This window comes from Bacillus sp. FSL R5-0397 (assembly GCF_038593395.1).
GTDB lineage: Bacteria > Bacillota > Bacilli > Bacillales > Bacillaceae > Bacillus > Bacillus altitudinis.
Genome location: NZ_CP151992.1, coordinates 3427909 through 3442916, shown reverse-complemented (window position 1 = coordinate 3442916; position 15008 = coordinate 3427909). Strand labels below are relative to the sequence as shown.

Sequence of the window (15008 nt, the reverse complement as noted above, 5' to 3'; positions counted from 1 at the left end):
TCTCAATTTGTAAAACATGTTTTTTGATGTAAATTCAACCAGTAGTGAAAAAAAAAGGGAGTAACGATTTGATTGTATACGCTTACATTTTTTTAGGTAAAAAGAGGATATTGAAAAAAATATATCAGGATATCAATAGAGGAAGAGAGACAGTGAAAGAGGGTTTTTTCATAAGTGAGAAAGAAGTGGTATTTATAAAGGAGTGTTCTCGGTTTTTTGTGAGATTATATCACATGAATATTGTGAAACATGCTTCTTTCAGAATAAAATGAGTTATTCGCAAAAAAGTAAAATTTAAAGAGACTATCGATCTAGAATTGTATGGATCTTTGGTATTGATAAAAAATATCACACAGTATAGCTTTAGCGTGGTATAGTAAGATTGTTGTTGCGAATATTTAGACAAAACTGACAATTGGGGGTCGTGTTTTATGAAGAAATCGATGTTACTGATCATGGGACTAATTGTTGTGCTCGTCATGGCAGCCTGTGGTTCAAAATCAGACAGCGGTTCGGGAGAAGGCAAAGGCACATATAAAATCGGGATAGATGTAACATATCCGCCATTTGAATTTGAAAAGGGCGGTAAAACTGTGGGAATAGACGTTGATTTAATTAACGCCATTGCGAAAGACCAAGACTTCAAAGTGAAGCTTGAAGCAATGGATTTCTCAGGGATTATTCCAGCGATGCAAGCAGGTCAGCTTGATGTTGGAATGGGTGGTATGAGTATTACAGATGAGCGTAAAAAGAAAGTGGATTTCTCAGATCCATACTTCGACGCTGGTCTGACAGTTGTTGTGAAAAAGGACAGCAGCATCAAATCGATTGATGATTTAAAGGGGAAAAAGCTAGCTGTTAAAAATGGGACAACAGGTGCAAAATTTGCAACAGATAACGCAGACAAATATGGGTATGAAGTAGTTCAATTCAATGACAGTCCATCTATGTTCCAAGAAGTATCTAACGGAAATGCAGATGCTTTAATTGAGGATTACCCTGTCATTACGTATGCGATCGCACAGCAAGACTTGAAATTGAAAACAGTTGGAGATCGCTTGAATGGAGACCAATACGGGATCTCAGTGATGAAGGGGAAAAACCAGGACTTATTGAAGAAAATCAATAAAGGGCTGGAAAACCTAAAGAAAAACGGTGAATATGACAAAATTATTGAGAAATATTTGAAGTCATAACACAAGCGAGGCGCGCTCAGAGCGCGCTTTCTTTATGTGTCAACCGTATGTGAATTAGGGAGGGAAAAACATGGATACGATTGTTAATGCATTTCCGTATTTAATGGAGGGTTTGCAAACCACTTTATATATCTTTGTTGTTGCTATCATTTTAGGTTTTATCATCGGGTTAATTGTGGCGCTATTCCGCCTGTCACCATTTAAAATCTTGAACTTTATTTCACTCGTTTTTGTCAATGCCATTCGAGGTACGCCATTTATCGTACAGCTATTCTTCATTTATTTTGGGCTAAATACACTTGAATTCATTTCACTTGACCGAGTACCGGCAGGGATTATTACAGTAGCGATTAACGCAGGAGCTTATTTCTCAGAAATTATTCGTGCAGGGATTCAGTCCATCGATAAAGGACAAACTGAAGCCGCGCGCTCTTTAGGATTCACAGGTGGACAAAACATGCGCTTTATCGTCCTTCCACAGGCATTTCGCCGTATGCTTCCAGCCATTACTAACCAAGCCATCATCAGTTTGAAGGACACCTCTCTCTTATCGATTATCGGCATTGCTGATATCATGCAGCGGGGACAAGTTCAAGCATCGGCTACCTTTGATCCTTTGAATGTCTGGCTCATTGTCGGTGTCATTTATTTCGTGATCATTTATTTACTTTCTCTACTGGCTAGCTACGCAGAAAGGAGATTTGATGTGAAATGAGTATGATTACGGTGAAAAACTTAAAGAAATCCTTTGGTGACAACGAAGTTTTAAAGGATATTAATGCAGTCATCGAGGAAAAAGAGGTTGTATGTGTCATTGGTCCTTCAGGATCAGGGAAAAGCACATTTCTAAGATGTCTCAATAAATTAGAGGATATTACGGCTGGGGAAGTTGTTGTCCACGGACATACGATTACAGACCCAAAAGTGAATATCAATAAAGTACGACAAGAAGTTGGTATGGTGTTTCAGCACTTTAATTTATTTCCTCATAAAACCGTGTTAGAAAATATCACGATCGCACCGGTGAAAGTAAAAGGGATGGAGAAGAAAGCCGCAGTCGATAAAGCATTAGACTTGCTTGAAAAGGTCGGCTTGAAAGACAAGGCCAAAAGTTACCCTAACCAATTATCTGGTGGACAAAAACAGCGTGTTGCCATTGCAAGAGCCTTGGCGATGGACCCGAAAGTGCTCTTATTCGATGAGCCGACATCTGCTCTTGACCCTGAGGTCGTTGGGGATGTTTTAGCTGTTATGAAACAATTAGCAGTCGAAGGAATGACGATGATTGTCGTCACACATGAAATGGGCTTTGCAAGAGAAGTGGGAGACCGCGTGATCTTTATGGATGGTGGATATATCGTCGAAGAAGACAAACCAGAAGCACTCTTTGGAAACCCACAGCACGAGCGTACCAAATTGTTTCTTAGTAAGGTGCTATAAAAAAAGAGTAAGAGCAGGTATGCTCTTACTCTTTTTCTTTGTGACGAGAATGAATATACCGATTCGCATGCATTTCCTAGGAAATATTATCGTTGGAAGAACTCAATCCACTCTTGGTCTGGCCCTCGGAAAAAGAAGTAGCAATAGCCATTAGGTAATGTTGTGATTTCTTCATCTATTAGCTCAATTTGCAGCTTTTGAATACGGTTGAATTCAGCGTGAATATTATCTGTTGTGAAGGCGAGGTGGTGGACCTTTCCTTCAGATGGAAGGTCGCTGCTATACCCTTGAATGAGTTCAATTTCCGTTTCCGCTTCGTCTTTAAAGCCAAGAAAGGCAAGTTCAATGACTCCGTTTGTATGAGTGATGCGATCCTTTAATTTCATGCCCACCACTTTTTCATAAAAATCAATGGACTGATCAATATTTGTCACCATAATCCCTGTATGATCTAAGCGTAATGTTGTCAAAAAAGAGCCTCCTCTATGTCGAGTTGATATTTTTCTCCTCATCTTATCATAATAGAAGTAACGTATACATTCATATGGTAGGATAGAGAGAGTCAATTTAGGATAAGGATGACACAAATGAAAAAAATCTCATTAAAACAAACATTTGCAGAACAAGTGAAAAAGGGATATCCGCTTATTTCAAAAGATGCTGTGTCGCGTGTGAACGGTGTACAGGAAGGCGAACTCATTGAATGGGTAGATGAAAGAGGCTCTTTTTTAGGGAAAGGATATTATGGTGTGCAAAATAAAGGCATCGGTTGGGTGCTTTCCTTTGACGCTAACGAAAAAATAGATCAGGCCTTTTTTGTTTCTAAACTTGAACAGGCATCCAAAAGCAGAACGCATCTATTTCGTGATGCACAGACGACGGCTTTCCGTGTGTTCAATGGAGAAGGAGATGGAATTGGTGGAATCACGATTGATTATTATGATGGATTCTATCTCATCCAATGGTATAGCGAAGGTGTTTATACATTAAAAGAAGATGTATTGGCTGCGATTGAGCAGGTGTACCCTGACTATAAAGGCATTTATGAAAAGAAGCGATTTGATACGTCTGGACAATATATCGAAGATGACGATTTTGTAAAAGGGGAGAAAGGTGAATTTCCTCTTATCGTCAAAGAAAATGGGATGAACGTGGCGGTTTATCTAAATGATGGTGCGATGACAGGTATTTTCCTTGATCAGCGTCATGTGCGAAAAGCAATTCGAGATCGCTATGCAAAAGGAAAGACCGTCCTTAATACGTTCTCTTATACCGGCATTTTCTCTGTAGCAGCAGCGCTTGGCGGGGCAAGCCGTACGACAAGTGTAGATGTTGCAAACCGCAGTTTGAAAAAAACATCTGAGCAGTTTGAAGTGAATGGCATTGATGTAGACGGGCAGGATATCAAAGTCATGGATGTCTTTAAATATTTCCCGTTTGCGGCGAAAAAAGGCTGGAGCTATGATGTCGTGATCTTGGACCCGCCTTCCTTTGCACGAACGAAGAAACACACATTCAGTGCAGCGAAGGATTATAAGAAACTATTAAAAGAAGCCATCCAGATCACAGCTGAGAACGGCGTCATTGTGGCGTCAACCAATAGCAGTGCATTTGGGATGAAAAAGTTTAAAGGATTTATTGCACAGGCCTTTAAAGAATCTGGGAAAACGTATCGTATTCTTGAGGAATATACACTTCCTGAGGACTTCCGTACAACGAAAAATTATCCTGAGGGGAACTATTTAAAGGTTGTCTTCATCCAAGCATAAGAAAAAGCCATTTTCCGATAAGGGGAAATGGCTTTTTCTATAAGGCAAACGACATCAGGATAGGCGCTGCACATAATGTAATAATGGCCGAAATGATCATGGACACACTTGAGATCGTGCCTGAGACGGAGCTCAGTTCAAAGGCCTTCGATGTGCCTGCACCATGTGCTCCTGTACCAAGCAGAACGCCCATTGCAATGTCATTATCAATACGGAAATAACGGATAACCAATGGCCCAATGATTGAGCCAAATAATGCTGTTAAAATGACGAAGACAGCCGTAACGGACGGCATCCCGCCAATCATTTCAGACACACTCATCGCAACGGGTGTTGTGACGGATCTTGGGACGAGGCTCTCGATCAGACTCGTATCCAAATGAAACAATTTGGCGATAAACGCTGTTGATAAAATTGCAACGATAGAACCGCAAGCCACATTCAAAATAATTTCTACTGCATGCTTCTTCAGAATGTGAAAATACTTATATAAAGGAATGGCAAATGCCACAGTCGCAGGTTGAAGCATATTTGTCAGCCATTTTCCGCCTTGATTGTAAGCATCGTAAGGAATGTTCACGATTAACAGCAAGACCACAAGAACAACCGGTGTCACAAGTAAAGGGGAGACATAGACTTTCGGATGACGTTTATAAACCGCTTTTGATCCGAGATAGATCAGAATGGTTAGGATCAAGAATAGTCCGCCAACTAACATAGCTTTTTTCGCTCCTTTCTTTTCGCAATCATCTGCGTCATCATGCCAGTCGAGAGCATGACCACAAAGGTACTAAGTAAAACCACAAGGACAATACTTGTGCCAGATTGAGAAAGTAATGTTCCGTAATCAATCACACCTACTGCTGAAGGGATAAAGAAGAGCAGCAGTTCTCCGAGCAGCCATACGGCGCCAAGTTCAATCCATTTTAATTTAATGATGTTAAAATGAAGTAATAAGAAAATGACAAGAATGCCTAAGATCGTGCCCGGAATTCTTAAATGCAAAAAGGCCGCCAGCACATTCATCAATTTCGCAAAAGCAAATAAAGCCATAATCTGAAGGGTAGCAATCAGCGACGTTTTGAGCAATTGCACTTTCTGTTCACTCCTTTTTCTATATAAATTGTTCACTGTTTCACAAAAACAACACAACGTTCTAATCGGTGAGCTTACTTTAAAGTGTACAGCACGTTCTATTATAGGTAAAATACATATATAGAATAGTTAGTATTCCTTTTGTCTATAGAAAGGGTGAACCATGTGGACATCAGACATTTAACATATTTCTTAGAAGTGGCACGGTTAAAGAGTTTTACGAAAGCATCGCAATCGCTCTATGTGTCGCAGCCGACCATTTCCAAGATGGTCAAAAACCTAGAGGATGAGCTAGGTGTGCAGTTGTTTTACCGTAATGGCAGACAGGTTGAAATGACAGATGCTGGACAAACCATGTATACACAGGCGAGTGAAATCACACAATCCTTTCAGAATTTAACGAGTGAATTAAATGATTTAATGAATGTGAAAAAAGGACATATCCGAATAGGACTGCCGCCCATGATTGGATCAAGCTTTTTCCCAAATGTGATGGGGGAATTCCGCCAGCAGTATCCAGATGTCACCTTTCAATTGGTGGAGCACGGCTCCATTAAAGTAGAGGAAGGGGTAGAGGATGGATCATTAGATATTGGTGTCATTGTTCTGCCTGCAAATGATAAAATTTTTCATACATACACCATCATTAAAGAGAATATGAAGCTTGTCACCCATCCATCACATCCGATGGCAGGACGTGATGAGGTTCATTTGGCTGATTTAAAGGAAGAGTCTTTTATTTTCTTTCGAGAAGATTTCGTTCTGCACAGCCGAATCTTAAATGAATGTATGAATGCGGGATTCAGGCCGAACGTTATTTATGAAACGTCACAATGGGATTTCATCAGTGAAATGGTTGCTGAGAACCTTGGAATCGGGCTTCTGCCTGAACGGATTTGCCGTGATCTAGATCCTGATAAAGTGAGGATCATTTCCTTAAATCCGTCTATTCCGTGGCATTTGGGTGTCATTTGGCGAAAGGACCGCTACTTGTCCTTTGCTGCAAGAGAATGGTTAAAGCATACAAAATCCTATGTGTGGGATGCAGAGTAAAAGGGAGGACGATACAGATGAAATTAAGCTGCGTGTCTCATCTTTTGGAAAAGGTTCGAGCGGAAAATCCGCTTGTCCATAATATCACCAACCAAGTTGTGACGAACTTTACAGCGAATGGACTGCTTGCTTTAGGTGCTTCTCCAGTCATGGCAAATGCCAAAGAAGAAGTGGCAGAAATGGCGCAATTAGCGGATGCACTTGTGCTGAATATCGGCACACTAACAAAGGATACGGTGGAGGCGATGGTCATTGCTGGACAAGCGGCCAATGAAAAAGGTGTACCGGTTCTATTAGATCCTGTTGGTGTTGGTGCGACAACGTTTCGGACGAGTGCGGCGAAACAGCTGTTACAGCAAGTGGACATCACTGTTGTCAGAGGGAATGCTGCTGAAATAGCTCATTTAATTGGAGTGAATGGCTGGCAGTCAAAAGGGGTTGATGCAAAAGGGGCAAATGGAGATGTATCGTCTTTAGCAAAGCAGGCGGCAAAAGCCCTTCAAACCGTTGTGGCGATTACGGGAAAAGTGGATGTCGTGTCAGATGGAGAAGAGGTTCTATCTATTCATAATGGACACGAATGGTTAACCAAGGTGACAGGGACTGGCTGTTTACTCACCTCTGTCATAGGGGCATTTTGTGCAACAGGGGAACGGCCAATTCATGCGTCGGCATCAGCTCTGCTGTTTTATGGTGTCGCTGCAGAAAAGGCAGCTCAGCAGACAGAAGAGAAAGGGCCAGGCACCTTTCAAATCGAATTGTTAAACGCGCTATCCAATACAAATGGTCAAGATGTGATCATGTTAGGGAAAATAGGGGGAGTTTTGCATGACGAAGGTTGATCAGCAGCTAATCAAACAGCAATTATCGGTTTATTTTATTATGGGAACAGCGAATACAAGCCGGCATCCGCTTGATGTGGTGAAAGAGGCCATTCAAGGCGGGATCACGATGTTTCAGTTTCGTGAAAAGGGTGAAGGTGCTCTGCAAGGTGAAGAAAAGAAAAAAATCGCTCAGCAGATTCAAGCACTTTGCCAAGCAGCGAATATCCCCTTTATCGTAAATGATGATGTACAGCTTGCAATAGATCTTGATGCAGATGGTGTCCATGTTGGGCAGGAAGATACACTTGCACAAGATGTACGGCAAAGAATCAGGAATAAAATATTAGGCGTGTCCACGCACAATCTAGATGAAGTGAGGCAAGCGATGAAGGACGGGGCAGACTACGTTGGGATGGGTCCAGTCTATCCTACAGAAACAAAAAAGGATACACGCAGTGTCCAAGGTGTTTCTTTAATCAACGAAGTACGTCAATACGGTCTTCACATTCCTATTGTGGGCATCGGCGGGATCACGTATGAAAATGCGGCACCAGTCATCCAAGCGGGAGCCGATGGCATTAGCATCATCAGCGCCATTAGCCAAAGCGCTGATCCGAAAAAAGCTGCGGAAGAACTAACATCTCTTATCGAGTCAGAGAAAGCAGCTCTTTCATCTGTAAAAGACATGGATTGACTCATCCATGTCTTTTCTTATCGAAAAATAGACAGTAGAGATACAATTGTGTACAATCGAATTGTTCGATCGTTTTCGAAATGACAGGTAAATAAAGGAGAATGAATGATGGAAGTGCTCGATACGTATTTTCGCCGATATGATGAAGCGGGAAAAGGGCAAGAGCAAATGAACGAATTGCTGGCATTGTTTTCAGATGATGTCATGATTGTCTTAAATGGTGCTGAAAAGCCTGGCATCCAAGCGTTCACACAGTTTTTGAACACATTTTTCCACGTACATGAAGACATTAAGCATATGTGGGATGGCTGGGTGAAACGTGAAGATGGGAAGTATGAAACAAACTGGGCTGTTTGCGGAAAGTTAACAGACGGTCGTGTATATACAGCAGAAGGCATTGATATTGCGGAGCTGGATGATCAAGGAAAGATCGTTTATTTAGAAAACGTCCCGAAAAACCCAGAGTTATTCCAGCGATATTAAGAAGCCGGCAGAGCAGATATTATCCCCTCTAATTAGACAGTATGAGATAATAAGCAAGCATGAGGCTTGCTTATTATTAGATTTATTTATCCGTAAATAGCTTATCAATCAAACTTATAGCAACAAAACAAAATGGAAATGCAATGAAAATGTACAGAACATTTTTAGGTACAAACATATTGTAATAATAGAAAAATACACTCATAAATAAAATCATCACTGCATACTTGATCATACTCTTCACAACATTCCTCCTAATATATATCTACCAACCATTATTAGCGCGCTTATCCCTCTTATCTAACTGTTTAGCAATTTGAGTTCCGATATCCAAATCATTTAATGAAATTGCGACAGCAACACCAATAGAGATCGATAATTTTTTAGCTTCCGCTTTACTTTTTTAATAATAAATGATTGTATAACACCTACACCACCCCTACAGCAAAACCAATCACTGCATTGAAAACTGCACCTGCAAACTTAACAGGCACACCGACCTTTATCTCTAATGATAGCAGCTTGAATTTCTTTCACTTCAAAAGAAGAAACAAATACATCTTTAGCAAATACAAAATCGTCATTCTCTTCTAGTGTTGGCATCATTTATTCCCTCCACTATCTCTTTTTGTGCTGCTGTCAATTAATCATTCCATTCAATTCTATAATCACGATCGATTCCAGAAAAAATTAAACCAGTGTGCTCCGTAGAATACCGTCACACACTGGTAGCTTAGACTTCTTTTATTTGTCTAACGAATAAGCATCAATCGCTTCTTTAGCAGATGTTTCTTGATCAAAAAGAAGGTATCGGCTGTACACTTCGCTTAAATGCAGGGGACCTTCGTCTAAGTTTTCAACTAGCTCAAAGATATCTAGTACGGCTACTAGTTTTGTGGTTGTTTGTCCATGATCTCCATTTTCAAATGTCTCATCTGGAAAATGGTCTTTGACGATTTGTTTCACTTTTCGATTGTTTTTTGCTCTCACTAAAATGATTCGTTCCTCAAAGATTTTATCCGGTCTCACCTTTGGTGAGGAGCTAGATTCAAATAATAATTTTGCTGAGTACAATTTATGCATATGTTTCACTTCTTCCTTGTAGGGTGAATTTCCAGTATGTGTTTAAAATGATAACATAAGAATAACAAGAGAATTGAAGTCTATGGAGGGAATAGGGTTGAAAAGAATCATTGATAACAGAGGAGAAGTTCATGAAATTCTGCTGATCATCATCACATGCTGTTCGTTGATCACGTTGAGGAAATGTGACAAGTTAGAAAGATATAAAGAGAGATTAAAAGGCCAATTTATCCCATATTGAATACAGTTTTGAAATTGCACTGAAAAAGCCGGCAGAGCAGCCGGCTTTTTCTCATCAATCTGTATCCATATGCATACCTGTGTGTGCTTTTACTTGAATTTCTGTAAAGGTGTCTTCATCTGCTTTTTCAGAGGAGAAAATGGTGCCTAAGTAAGCCGCAAGGAATCCGAGCGGGATCGAGATAATCCCAGGGTTCGATAGTGGGATAAGCGGCTCTCCTGTGAAAATGGCTGCCCCTGATGGGTCCCAGACGCTTGGGCTGAGTGACACGATCAGGAGTGCGCTCAGAAGACCTGTTAAGCTTCCTGCGATAGCCCCTGTTGAGTTAAATCGTTTCCAAAAGACAGTGAAGATAATCAACGGTAAATTCGCACTTGCTGCCACTGCGAAGGCAAGTGACACAAGAAAAGCGACGTTTAAAGATTGCGCAAATAATGCAAGAATGATGGAAAGGATGGCCACGCCGATAGAAGCAAAGCGTGCCGCCTTCACCTGTTCACGTTCACTTGCTTTTCCTTTGCGAATAATCTGGCTATAAAAGTCATGAGCAAAGGCAGACGCGGCGGATAAAACGAGACCGGTGACCACTGCCAGTATAGTCGCAAAGGCAATAGCGGAAACAAAGGCAAATAATAAATCTCCCCCTAGGGCCTGTGCAAGCAGTGGTGCTGCCATGTTTCCTGCTGCATCGGCTGCCGTAATTGCATCTGTTCCGACAAAAGCAGCGGCACCGAAGCCGAGGAAAACCGTCATTAAATAAAAAATCCCGATGATCCACGTAGCGGATAGAACAGATTTACGCGCAGAAATGGCATCCTTTACCGTATAAAAACGGATCAAAATATGCGGCAAACCTGCTGTTCCAAGCACAAGTGCAAGGTTCAGAGACAGGGTCTCTAAAGGCACATCATATTTATTTCCCGGGTGAAGAAAAGCTTCACCAAGCGGGGTCGCTGTTTTCATCTGTTCAAACATCTTCAGCAGACTAAAATCAAACTTGGCAAACACAAGCAGCGAAATAATCAGCGTGCCCAGCATGAGAAGCACAGCTTTCGTGATCTGTACCCAGCTTGTTGCGATCATGCCGCCAAACACGACATAAATGGTCATCAAGACACCTACGATCAGCACCGCAATCCAGTAATCAATGCCAAGAAGCAGCTTGATTAATGCACCTGCCCCAACAAGCTGCGCAATCATATAAAAAGTGGAAACCGTGATGGTGTTAAAAGCAGCCACGCCTCGAATAGCAGGGCGTTTGAATCGTGCAGCAATCATATCAGCCATCGTATATTTTCCTAGATTTCGAAGCGGTTCAGCCACGACATAAAGGACGACAAGATACGCTACAAGAAAACCAATACTATAGAAAAAGCCGTCAAATCCATTTAAGGCGATCATGCCGGCGATCCCTAAAAATGAAGCAGCAGACATATAGTCCCCGGCAATGGCAAGGCCGTTCTGAAACCCAGTCAGACCGCCGCCTGCTGTGTAAAAATCACTCGCATTGCTTGTTTTTTTCGCAGCAAAATACGTGATGACCAATGTGAGCCCTACGATCGCTATGAATAAAATAAAAGCGGTCATACTCATTCGTCATCACCTCTTGATTCAACTTTTAAAGCGCTTACATATTTGTCGAACTGAGCTGCTTTTTTTGCATAAAGCCCACATAAAACCCATGTCATCACAAATTGCGTGAGGGCAAATAACCAAGCCCACGTGATCGCTCCAATTGCTGGCGTGTTCAAAAAGGTGAAGTAGGATGTAGCAACCGGAAGTGAAAAGTAAAAGAGAAAAAAGAAAATCGTCATCGGTACGATAAATCTGCGTTTTTCCTCAAGAAGTTTTCGAAAATCCTTTGAAGCGGCAACCTTCTTATAATGAACGTTTTTGTTTGCCATTGTTTCCTCCTTTGTACGAATTAGGGACAAGGTACTCCAATGCATATGAGACGATCTGGCTGTTTATGACAGTATATCATAAAAAAGGCACCCGAAAAGGGTGATTAGCCTGATCAATTGTGGATATAAATATTGGGAAAATGAAAATAAACACAAGAAGCTGGAAATCAAATATAAGATCAAAGAAAAAAACTCTGTGATATCCATTGTCACATAGTCTGTAGATTCGATTTAGCAAATGAAACATTTGAGGTCATAATGCGTTGGCATATTAACATCAAGAATTACATTACATAAACATGTAGAGAAGCAGGCTGATGGAGCCTGCTTCTCTTTTAATATTTTTTCCCAAGACGTGTCGTATGTGAAACTGTTTTAACATGCTTTTTACGCTTTGAATCTTTGTAGACAGATAGGACAAATTTGTTGTTCCAGTAACCATTTTTCGGGCTGTAGTATGTTTTGAATGTGTAATGAAAGACTTTTTGACCTGTTGATCCTGAAGCTGTAGTTACTGTTGTAGCGAGTATGGCTATTGCTTTTAGTGTCAAGACTGCGCCAGCAACAGCACCGGTCCCTGTCGGTAATGCCAAAATTGTTGTTGTCACAAGAACGACAATAGCAAGAGTAACGTTGAATTTGTTTTTATAGGTTTTTACAAGTCTCCACTGATAATCTTTGTTTGATTTTGTGTTAAATTCGCCGTCTTCACTTAATAATTCTGATCCAGCTTCTTTAAATTCTTTAATGTCTACTAGTTCATTGTTAATACGGAGTTCTTCTTTTGCCCGGTCATAAGAGACGCTATCTATTTGTTCACCATTATCAATCGTTATTGTTTGAGTGCTGCCTTTCACTACAGAATTGAAAGTATGTAGTTTGCCTTCAATTTCAGTTTGATAAGATTCTTTAATTTCTTGAGGTTCTAGGGTTACTGCGGCTACGGTTTGTAATGGAATTGTTAAAAATAGCGTCAGGCCTAAAAGTCCGATTATGAACTTTTTCATTTTGGATATTTCCCCCTTGTTTTTTGTGCAATAATAAACATATGGATAAAAAATGCTTTTCTTTTAAAAAAAGTTAATTGAGGAGTGATTGATGTGTTTTGGAATTGGGTAGTAGGCATGATCGGGATAATCATAGGGGCTTGTATCTTTGCAACGGAGTTCGAAGATGCTACTTTCTTCACTCGCTTTATTTTCAAGCTTATTGCGATTTTACTTCTTGTGTTTTCAGTGGCTTTTATTAAGTGGCGGCGTAAAAAAATACAACAGCATAATAATTCATAGTGCTCCCTCCTTTTTTGACATGTTTTCATCCTATCATTGATTGATTCACATTTGGGAATTCGTTGGAAAATTTCTTTTTGGGTTGCGGTGACCGCAATTTAGGTTCTTTTATTTGGGAGGCGAATTTATGATGACGGTAATATCAGTATTGATGATGTTAAATGGTGCTTGTTATTTTGCTGTTGTTTTCTTTTTAATGAGTTTCCCATTCATCATAATAAAGAACAGGCTGAAGAGCCTGTTTTTTTGTTATTTAAAATACATGGCGCCTATTTCAAAAACACCAATGCGATTGCGTATAAAAACCGATATGTCTTGTGCCCTACTTGCTTAAAAAGTGCTTGCGCTATGCCGAAAATTTTACATATAAATGGGTAAATAGGGTTTTATTAGGAGTTGTTGTGCTAACATTTATTAAAAATTGGTTTTCTAGGGGGGATTGTAGATGGCGTCTATACCGTCTCCAGTTGTAGCGATCAAGATAAATGAATGGTATAAGCAAATAAAAAGATTCAATGTTAAAGAGGCTCAGAAGCTAAGAGAAGAGGTTAGAAAAGAAATCGATGTCATGGAAGAAGATGAACAGGCGGTTCTTTATTTTCAGTTGATGGAGTTCCGTCATCAATTGATGACAGACTATGTGCAACCTTCTAAAGAACCACTTGAAAAATCGGATTACTTGAAAGCTGTAGAAGGACAAGGCAAGAAGATGTCAGCCATTCTTGAATACTATTTTAATTTTTTTCAAGGAATGTATGAATTTAAAAAAGGTGAGTTTATTAGAGCTATTGTGTTCTATAAGCGCGCGGAAAAGCGCCTGGAGCAAGTAGGGGATGAGTTAGAAAGAGCGGAATTTTATTACAAATTATCAGAAGTGTTTTATCACATGAAACAGACACACGTATCTATGTATTACGTTGGTCTTTCTTATGATACTTATAAGGCACATAAGAGCAATTCCCTTTATATGATTCGAGAAATTAATTGTCTAACTGTTATGGCAGGTAATTTCATTGATTTTGAATGCAGAGAAAAGGCGCTTCCTCATTTATTGTCAGCTTTAGAAAAATCTAAGGCAATGTCTAATAAGCCAATGATTGTGAAGTCATTATTTAATATTGGGTGTTGTTTTAAAGGATTAGGTGATTTTAATAGGGCACTAGCTTATTTTAATCAGGTTATTCTAGAAGGAGAGCCTATTAATGCTACAGAGTTGCTTTTGGTTTATTATGAATTATCGTTATTTCATTTGAGTCAAAAGGAATTTATTAAGGGTGAAAGATTTTTCAAAAGAGGCTGGGAAGAAGCGAAGAATAGAAAAAATGATCTATTTTTATCGTTACTGATGGTATTGGAAAATTTATTTTTAAAAACAGCAAATTTAAGTGAAGTCATGAGCTCATTGGAAAAATTAGAGAATGAGAGGGGTTATCCATACATGGAAGACCTAGCGCTCGAAGCGGCTCGGTACTATAATGAGAATGGGCGTATGGATGAATCTGTAAAAATGTATGAAAAAGTGATGTACGCCCGAAAACAAATCCAAAGGGGCGACTGTTCATATGAATTTTAAAACGGTTCTTACTGGTTTTTTGAGTGCTTCAACATTGCTAGGTGTGATCTCATTATCATCTGTCGATTTTGATGTGAATTCAAGAAATGCTACTTCTCCAGAATCCACTGATCTGACTGTAAGAAATGCTACAGGCAGTAGCGTTACTACTGAGGATTTTCCTCTTATAACTTTATCTCAACAAGATAACGATTTTACTGTGAGGAATGGAACCCGTTCTAGTGAAAATCCTGATGTTCGTTTTGGAACCCGTGATTCTAGATTATCTACTTAATGAATCAAACAGACCTTTAGGGCTGTCAGGCTGTCGAGAAAATCTCGACAGCTTTATTGTCCCCATTAAAACTTACATCTCCCCATTTTA

General features: G+C 40.0%; 17 protein-coding genes. 10 read left to right on the top strand and 7 right to left on the bottom strand.

Going from position 1 to position 15008, the window contains the following annotated elements; translation table 11 throughout:
• The first annotated feature begins 431 nt into the window (after positions 1-431).
• The 3 genes from NSQ70_RS17690 (at position 432) to NSQ70_RS17680 (ending at position 2636) form a co-directional block, all read left to right on the top strand.
• Complete coding sequence (locus NSQ70_RS17690; RefSeq protein ID WP_007497862.1) at positions 432-1196, top strand: transporter substrate-binding domain-containing protein; 765 nt, start codon at positions 432-434, stop codon at positions 1194-1196.
• Positions 1197-1266: 70 nt separating this feature from the next.
• The gene (locus NSQ70_RS17685; RefSeq protein WP_024719504.1) at positions 1267-1911 is read left to right on the top strand and encodes an amino acid ABC transporter permease; all 645 of its coding nucleotides are present in this window, start codon (positions 1267-1269) and stop codon (positions 1909-1911) included.
• A complete protein-coding gene (locus tag NSQ70_RS17680) occupies positions 1908-2636 on the top strand; it encodes an amino acid ABC transporter ATP-binding protein (RefSeq protein ID WP_007497858.1) in 729 nt (242 codons plus the stop codon). The genes NSQ70_RS17685 and NSQ70_RS17680 overlap by 4 nt, the downstream gene beginning before the upstream one ends.
• Before the next feature lie 86 nt (positions 2637-2722).
• Here the strand turns inward: NSQ70_RS17680 and NSQ70_RS17675 are convergent, their stop codons facing one another.
• Positions 2723-3106 carry a VOC family protein gene (locus NSQ70_RS17675; RefSeq protein ID WP_008345541.1) on the bottom strand — a complete coding sequence of 128 codons (384 nt, stop codon included), beginning with the start codon at positions 3104-3106 and terminating at the stop codon, positions 2723-2725.
• Positions 3107-3223: 117 nt separating this feature from the next.
• On the opposite strand from NSQ70_RS17675, the gene NSQ70_RS17670 reads away from it, so the two are divergent.
• Positions 3224-4405 (top strand): class I SAM-dependent rRNA methyltransferase, encoded by a 1182-nt coding sequence (locus NSQ70_RS17670; protein WP_342502315.1) that lies wholly within the window; start codon positions 3224-3226, stop codon positions 4403-4405.
• A 37-nt stretch (positions 4406-4442) separates the two neighbouring features.
• Here the strand turns inward: NSQ70_RS17670 and NSQ70_RS17665 are convergent, their stop codons facing one another.
• Together NSQ70_RS17665 and NSQ70_RS17660 are read right to left on the bottom strand one after the other, a co-directional pair.
• Positions 4443-5123, bottom strand: a complete 681-nt coding sequence (locus NSQ70_RS17665; RefSeq protein ID WP_007497850.1) for a CidB/LrgB family autolysis modulator — start codon at positions 5121-5123, stop codon at positions 4443-4445.
• The gene (locus tag NSQ70_RS17660; protein WP_008345527.1) at positions 5117-5500 is read right to left on the bottom strand and encodes a CidA/LrgA family holin-like protein; all 384 of its coding nucleotides are present in this window, start codon (positions 5498-5500) and stop codon (positions 5117-5119) included. Before NSQ70_RS17660 ends, NSQ70_RS17665 begins: the two co-directional genes overlap by 7 nt.
• A 165-nt stretch (positions 5501-5665) precedes the next feature.
• Between NSQ70_RS17660 and NSQ70_RS17655 the strand changes: the two genes are divergently transcribed.
• The 4 genes from NSQ70_RS17655 (at position 5666) to NSQ70_RS17640 (ending at position 8554) form a co-directional block, all read left to right on the top strand.
• A complete protein-coding gene (locus NSQ70_RS17655) occupies positions 5666-6553 on the top strand; it encodes a LysR family transcriptional regulator (protein WP_008345526.1) in 888 nt (295 codons plus the stop codon).
• 17 nt (positions 6554-6570) lie between these two features.
• Positions 6571-7395 carry a hydroxyethylthiazole kinase gene (gene thiM / locus NSQ70_RS17650; RefSeq protein ID WP_342502314.1) on the top strand — a complete coding sequence of 275 codons (825 nt, stop codon included), beginning with the start codon at positions 6571-6573 and terminating at the stop codon, positions 7393-7395.
• The gene (thiE, locus tag NSQ70_RS17645; RefSeq protein WP_342502313.1) at positions 7382-8071 is read left to right on the top strand and encodes a thiamine phosphate synthase; all 690 of its coding nucleotides are present in this window, start codon (positions 7382-7384) and stop codon (positions 8069-8071) included. The genes thiM and thiE overlap by 14 nt, the downstream gene beginning before the upstream one ends.
• A 108-nt stretch (positions 8072-8179) precedes the next feature.
• The gene (locus tag NSQ70_RS17640) at positions 8180-8554 is read left to right on the top strand and encodes a nuclear transport factor 2 family protein (RefSeq protein ID WP_008345523.1); all 375 of its coding nucleotides are present in this window, start codon (positions 8180-8182) and stop codon (positions 8552-8554) included.
• Between the two features lie 744 nt (positions 8555-9298).
• Here NSQ70_RS17640 and NSQ70_RS17635 read toward each other — a convergent pair.
• From NSQ70_RS17635 to NSQ70_RS17620, 4 genes are all read right to left on the bottom strand, one after another.
• Entirely contained in the window at positions 9299-9637 is a 339-nt protein-coding gene (locus tag NSQ70_RS17635; RefSeq protein ID WP_017360152.1) for a DUF4288 domain-containing protein, read from the bottom strand.
• A gap of 295 nt (positions 9638-9932) precedes the next feature.
• A complete protein-coding gene (locus NSQ70_RS17630; RefSeq protein ID WP_007497838.1) occupies positions 9933-11471 on the bottom strand; it encodes a cation acetate symporter in 1539 nt (512 codons plus the stop codon).
• Complete coding sequence (locus NSQ70_RS17625; protein ID WP_135009546.1) at positions 11468-11782, bottom strand: DUF485 domain-containing protein; 315 nt, start codon at positions 11780-11782, stop codon at positions 11468-11470. Before NSQ70_RS17625 ends, NSQ70_RS17630 begins: the two co-directional genes overlap by 4 nt.
• Positions 11783-12117: 335 nt before the next feature.
• Positions 12118-12789 carry a hypothetical protein gene (locus NSQ70_RS17620; protein ID WP_178929751.1) on the bottom strand — a complete coding sequence of 224 codons (672 nt, stop codon included), beginning with the start codon at positions 12787-12789 and terminating at the stop codon, positions 12118-12120.
• 727 nt (positions 12790-13516) lie between these two features.
• Between NSQ70_RS17620 and NSQ70_RS17615 the strand changes: the two genes are divergently transcribed.
• Positions 13517-14644 (top strand): aspartate phosphatase, encoded by a 1128-nt coding sequence (locus NSQ70_RS17615; protein WP_268381981.1) that lies wholly within the window; start codon positions 13517-13519, stop codon positions 14642-14644.
• Positions 14634-14918 (top strand): hypothetical protein, encoded by a 285-nt coding sequence (locus NSQ70_RS17610; RefSeq protein WP_041091528.1) that lies wholly within the window; start codon positions 14634-14636, stop codon positions 14916-14918. The genes NSQ70_RS17615 and NSQ70_RS17610 overlap by 11 nt, the downstream gene beginning before the upstream one ends.
• The last annotated feature ends 90 nt before the right edge of the window (positions 14919-15008 follow it).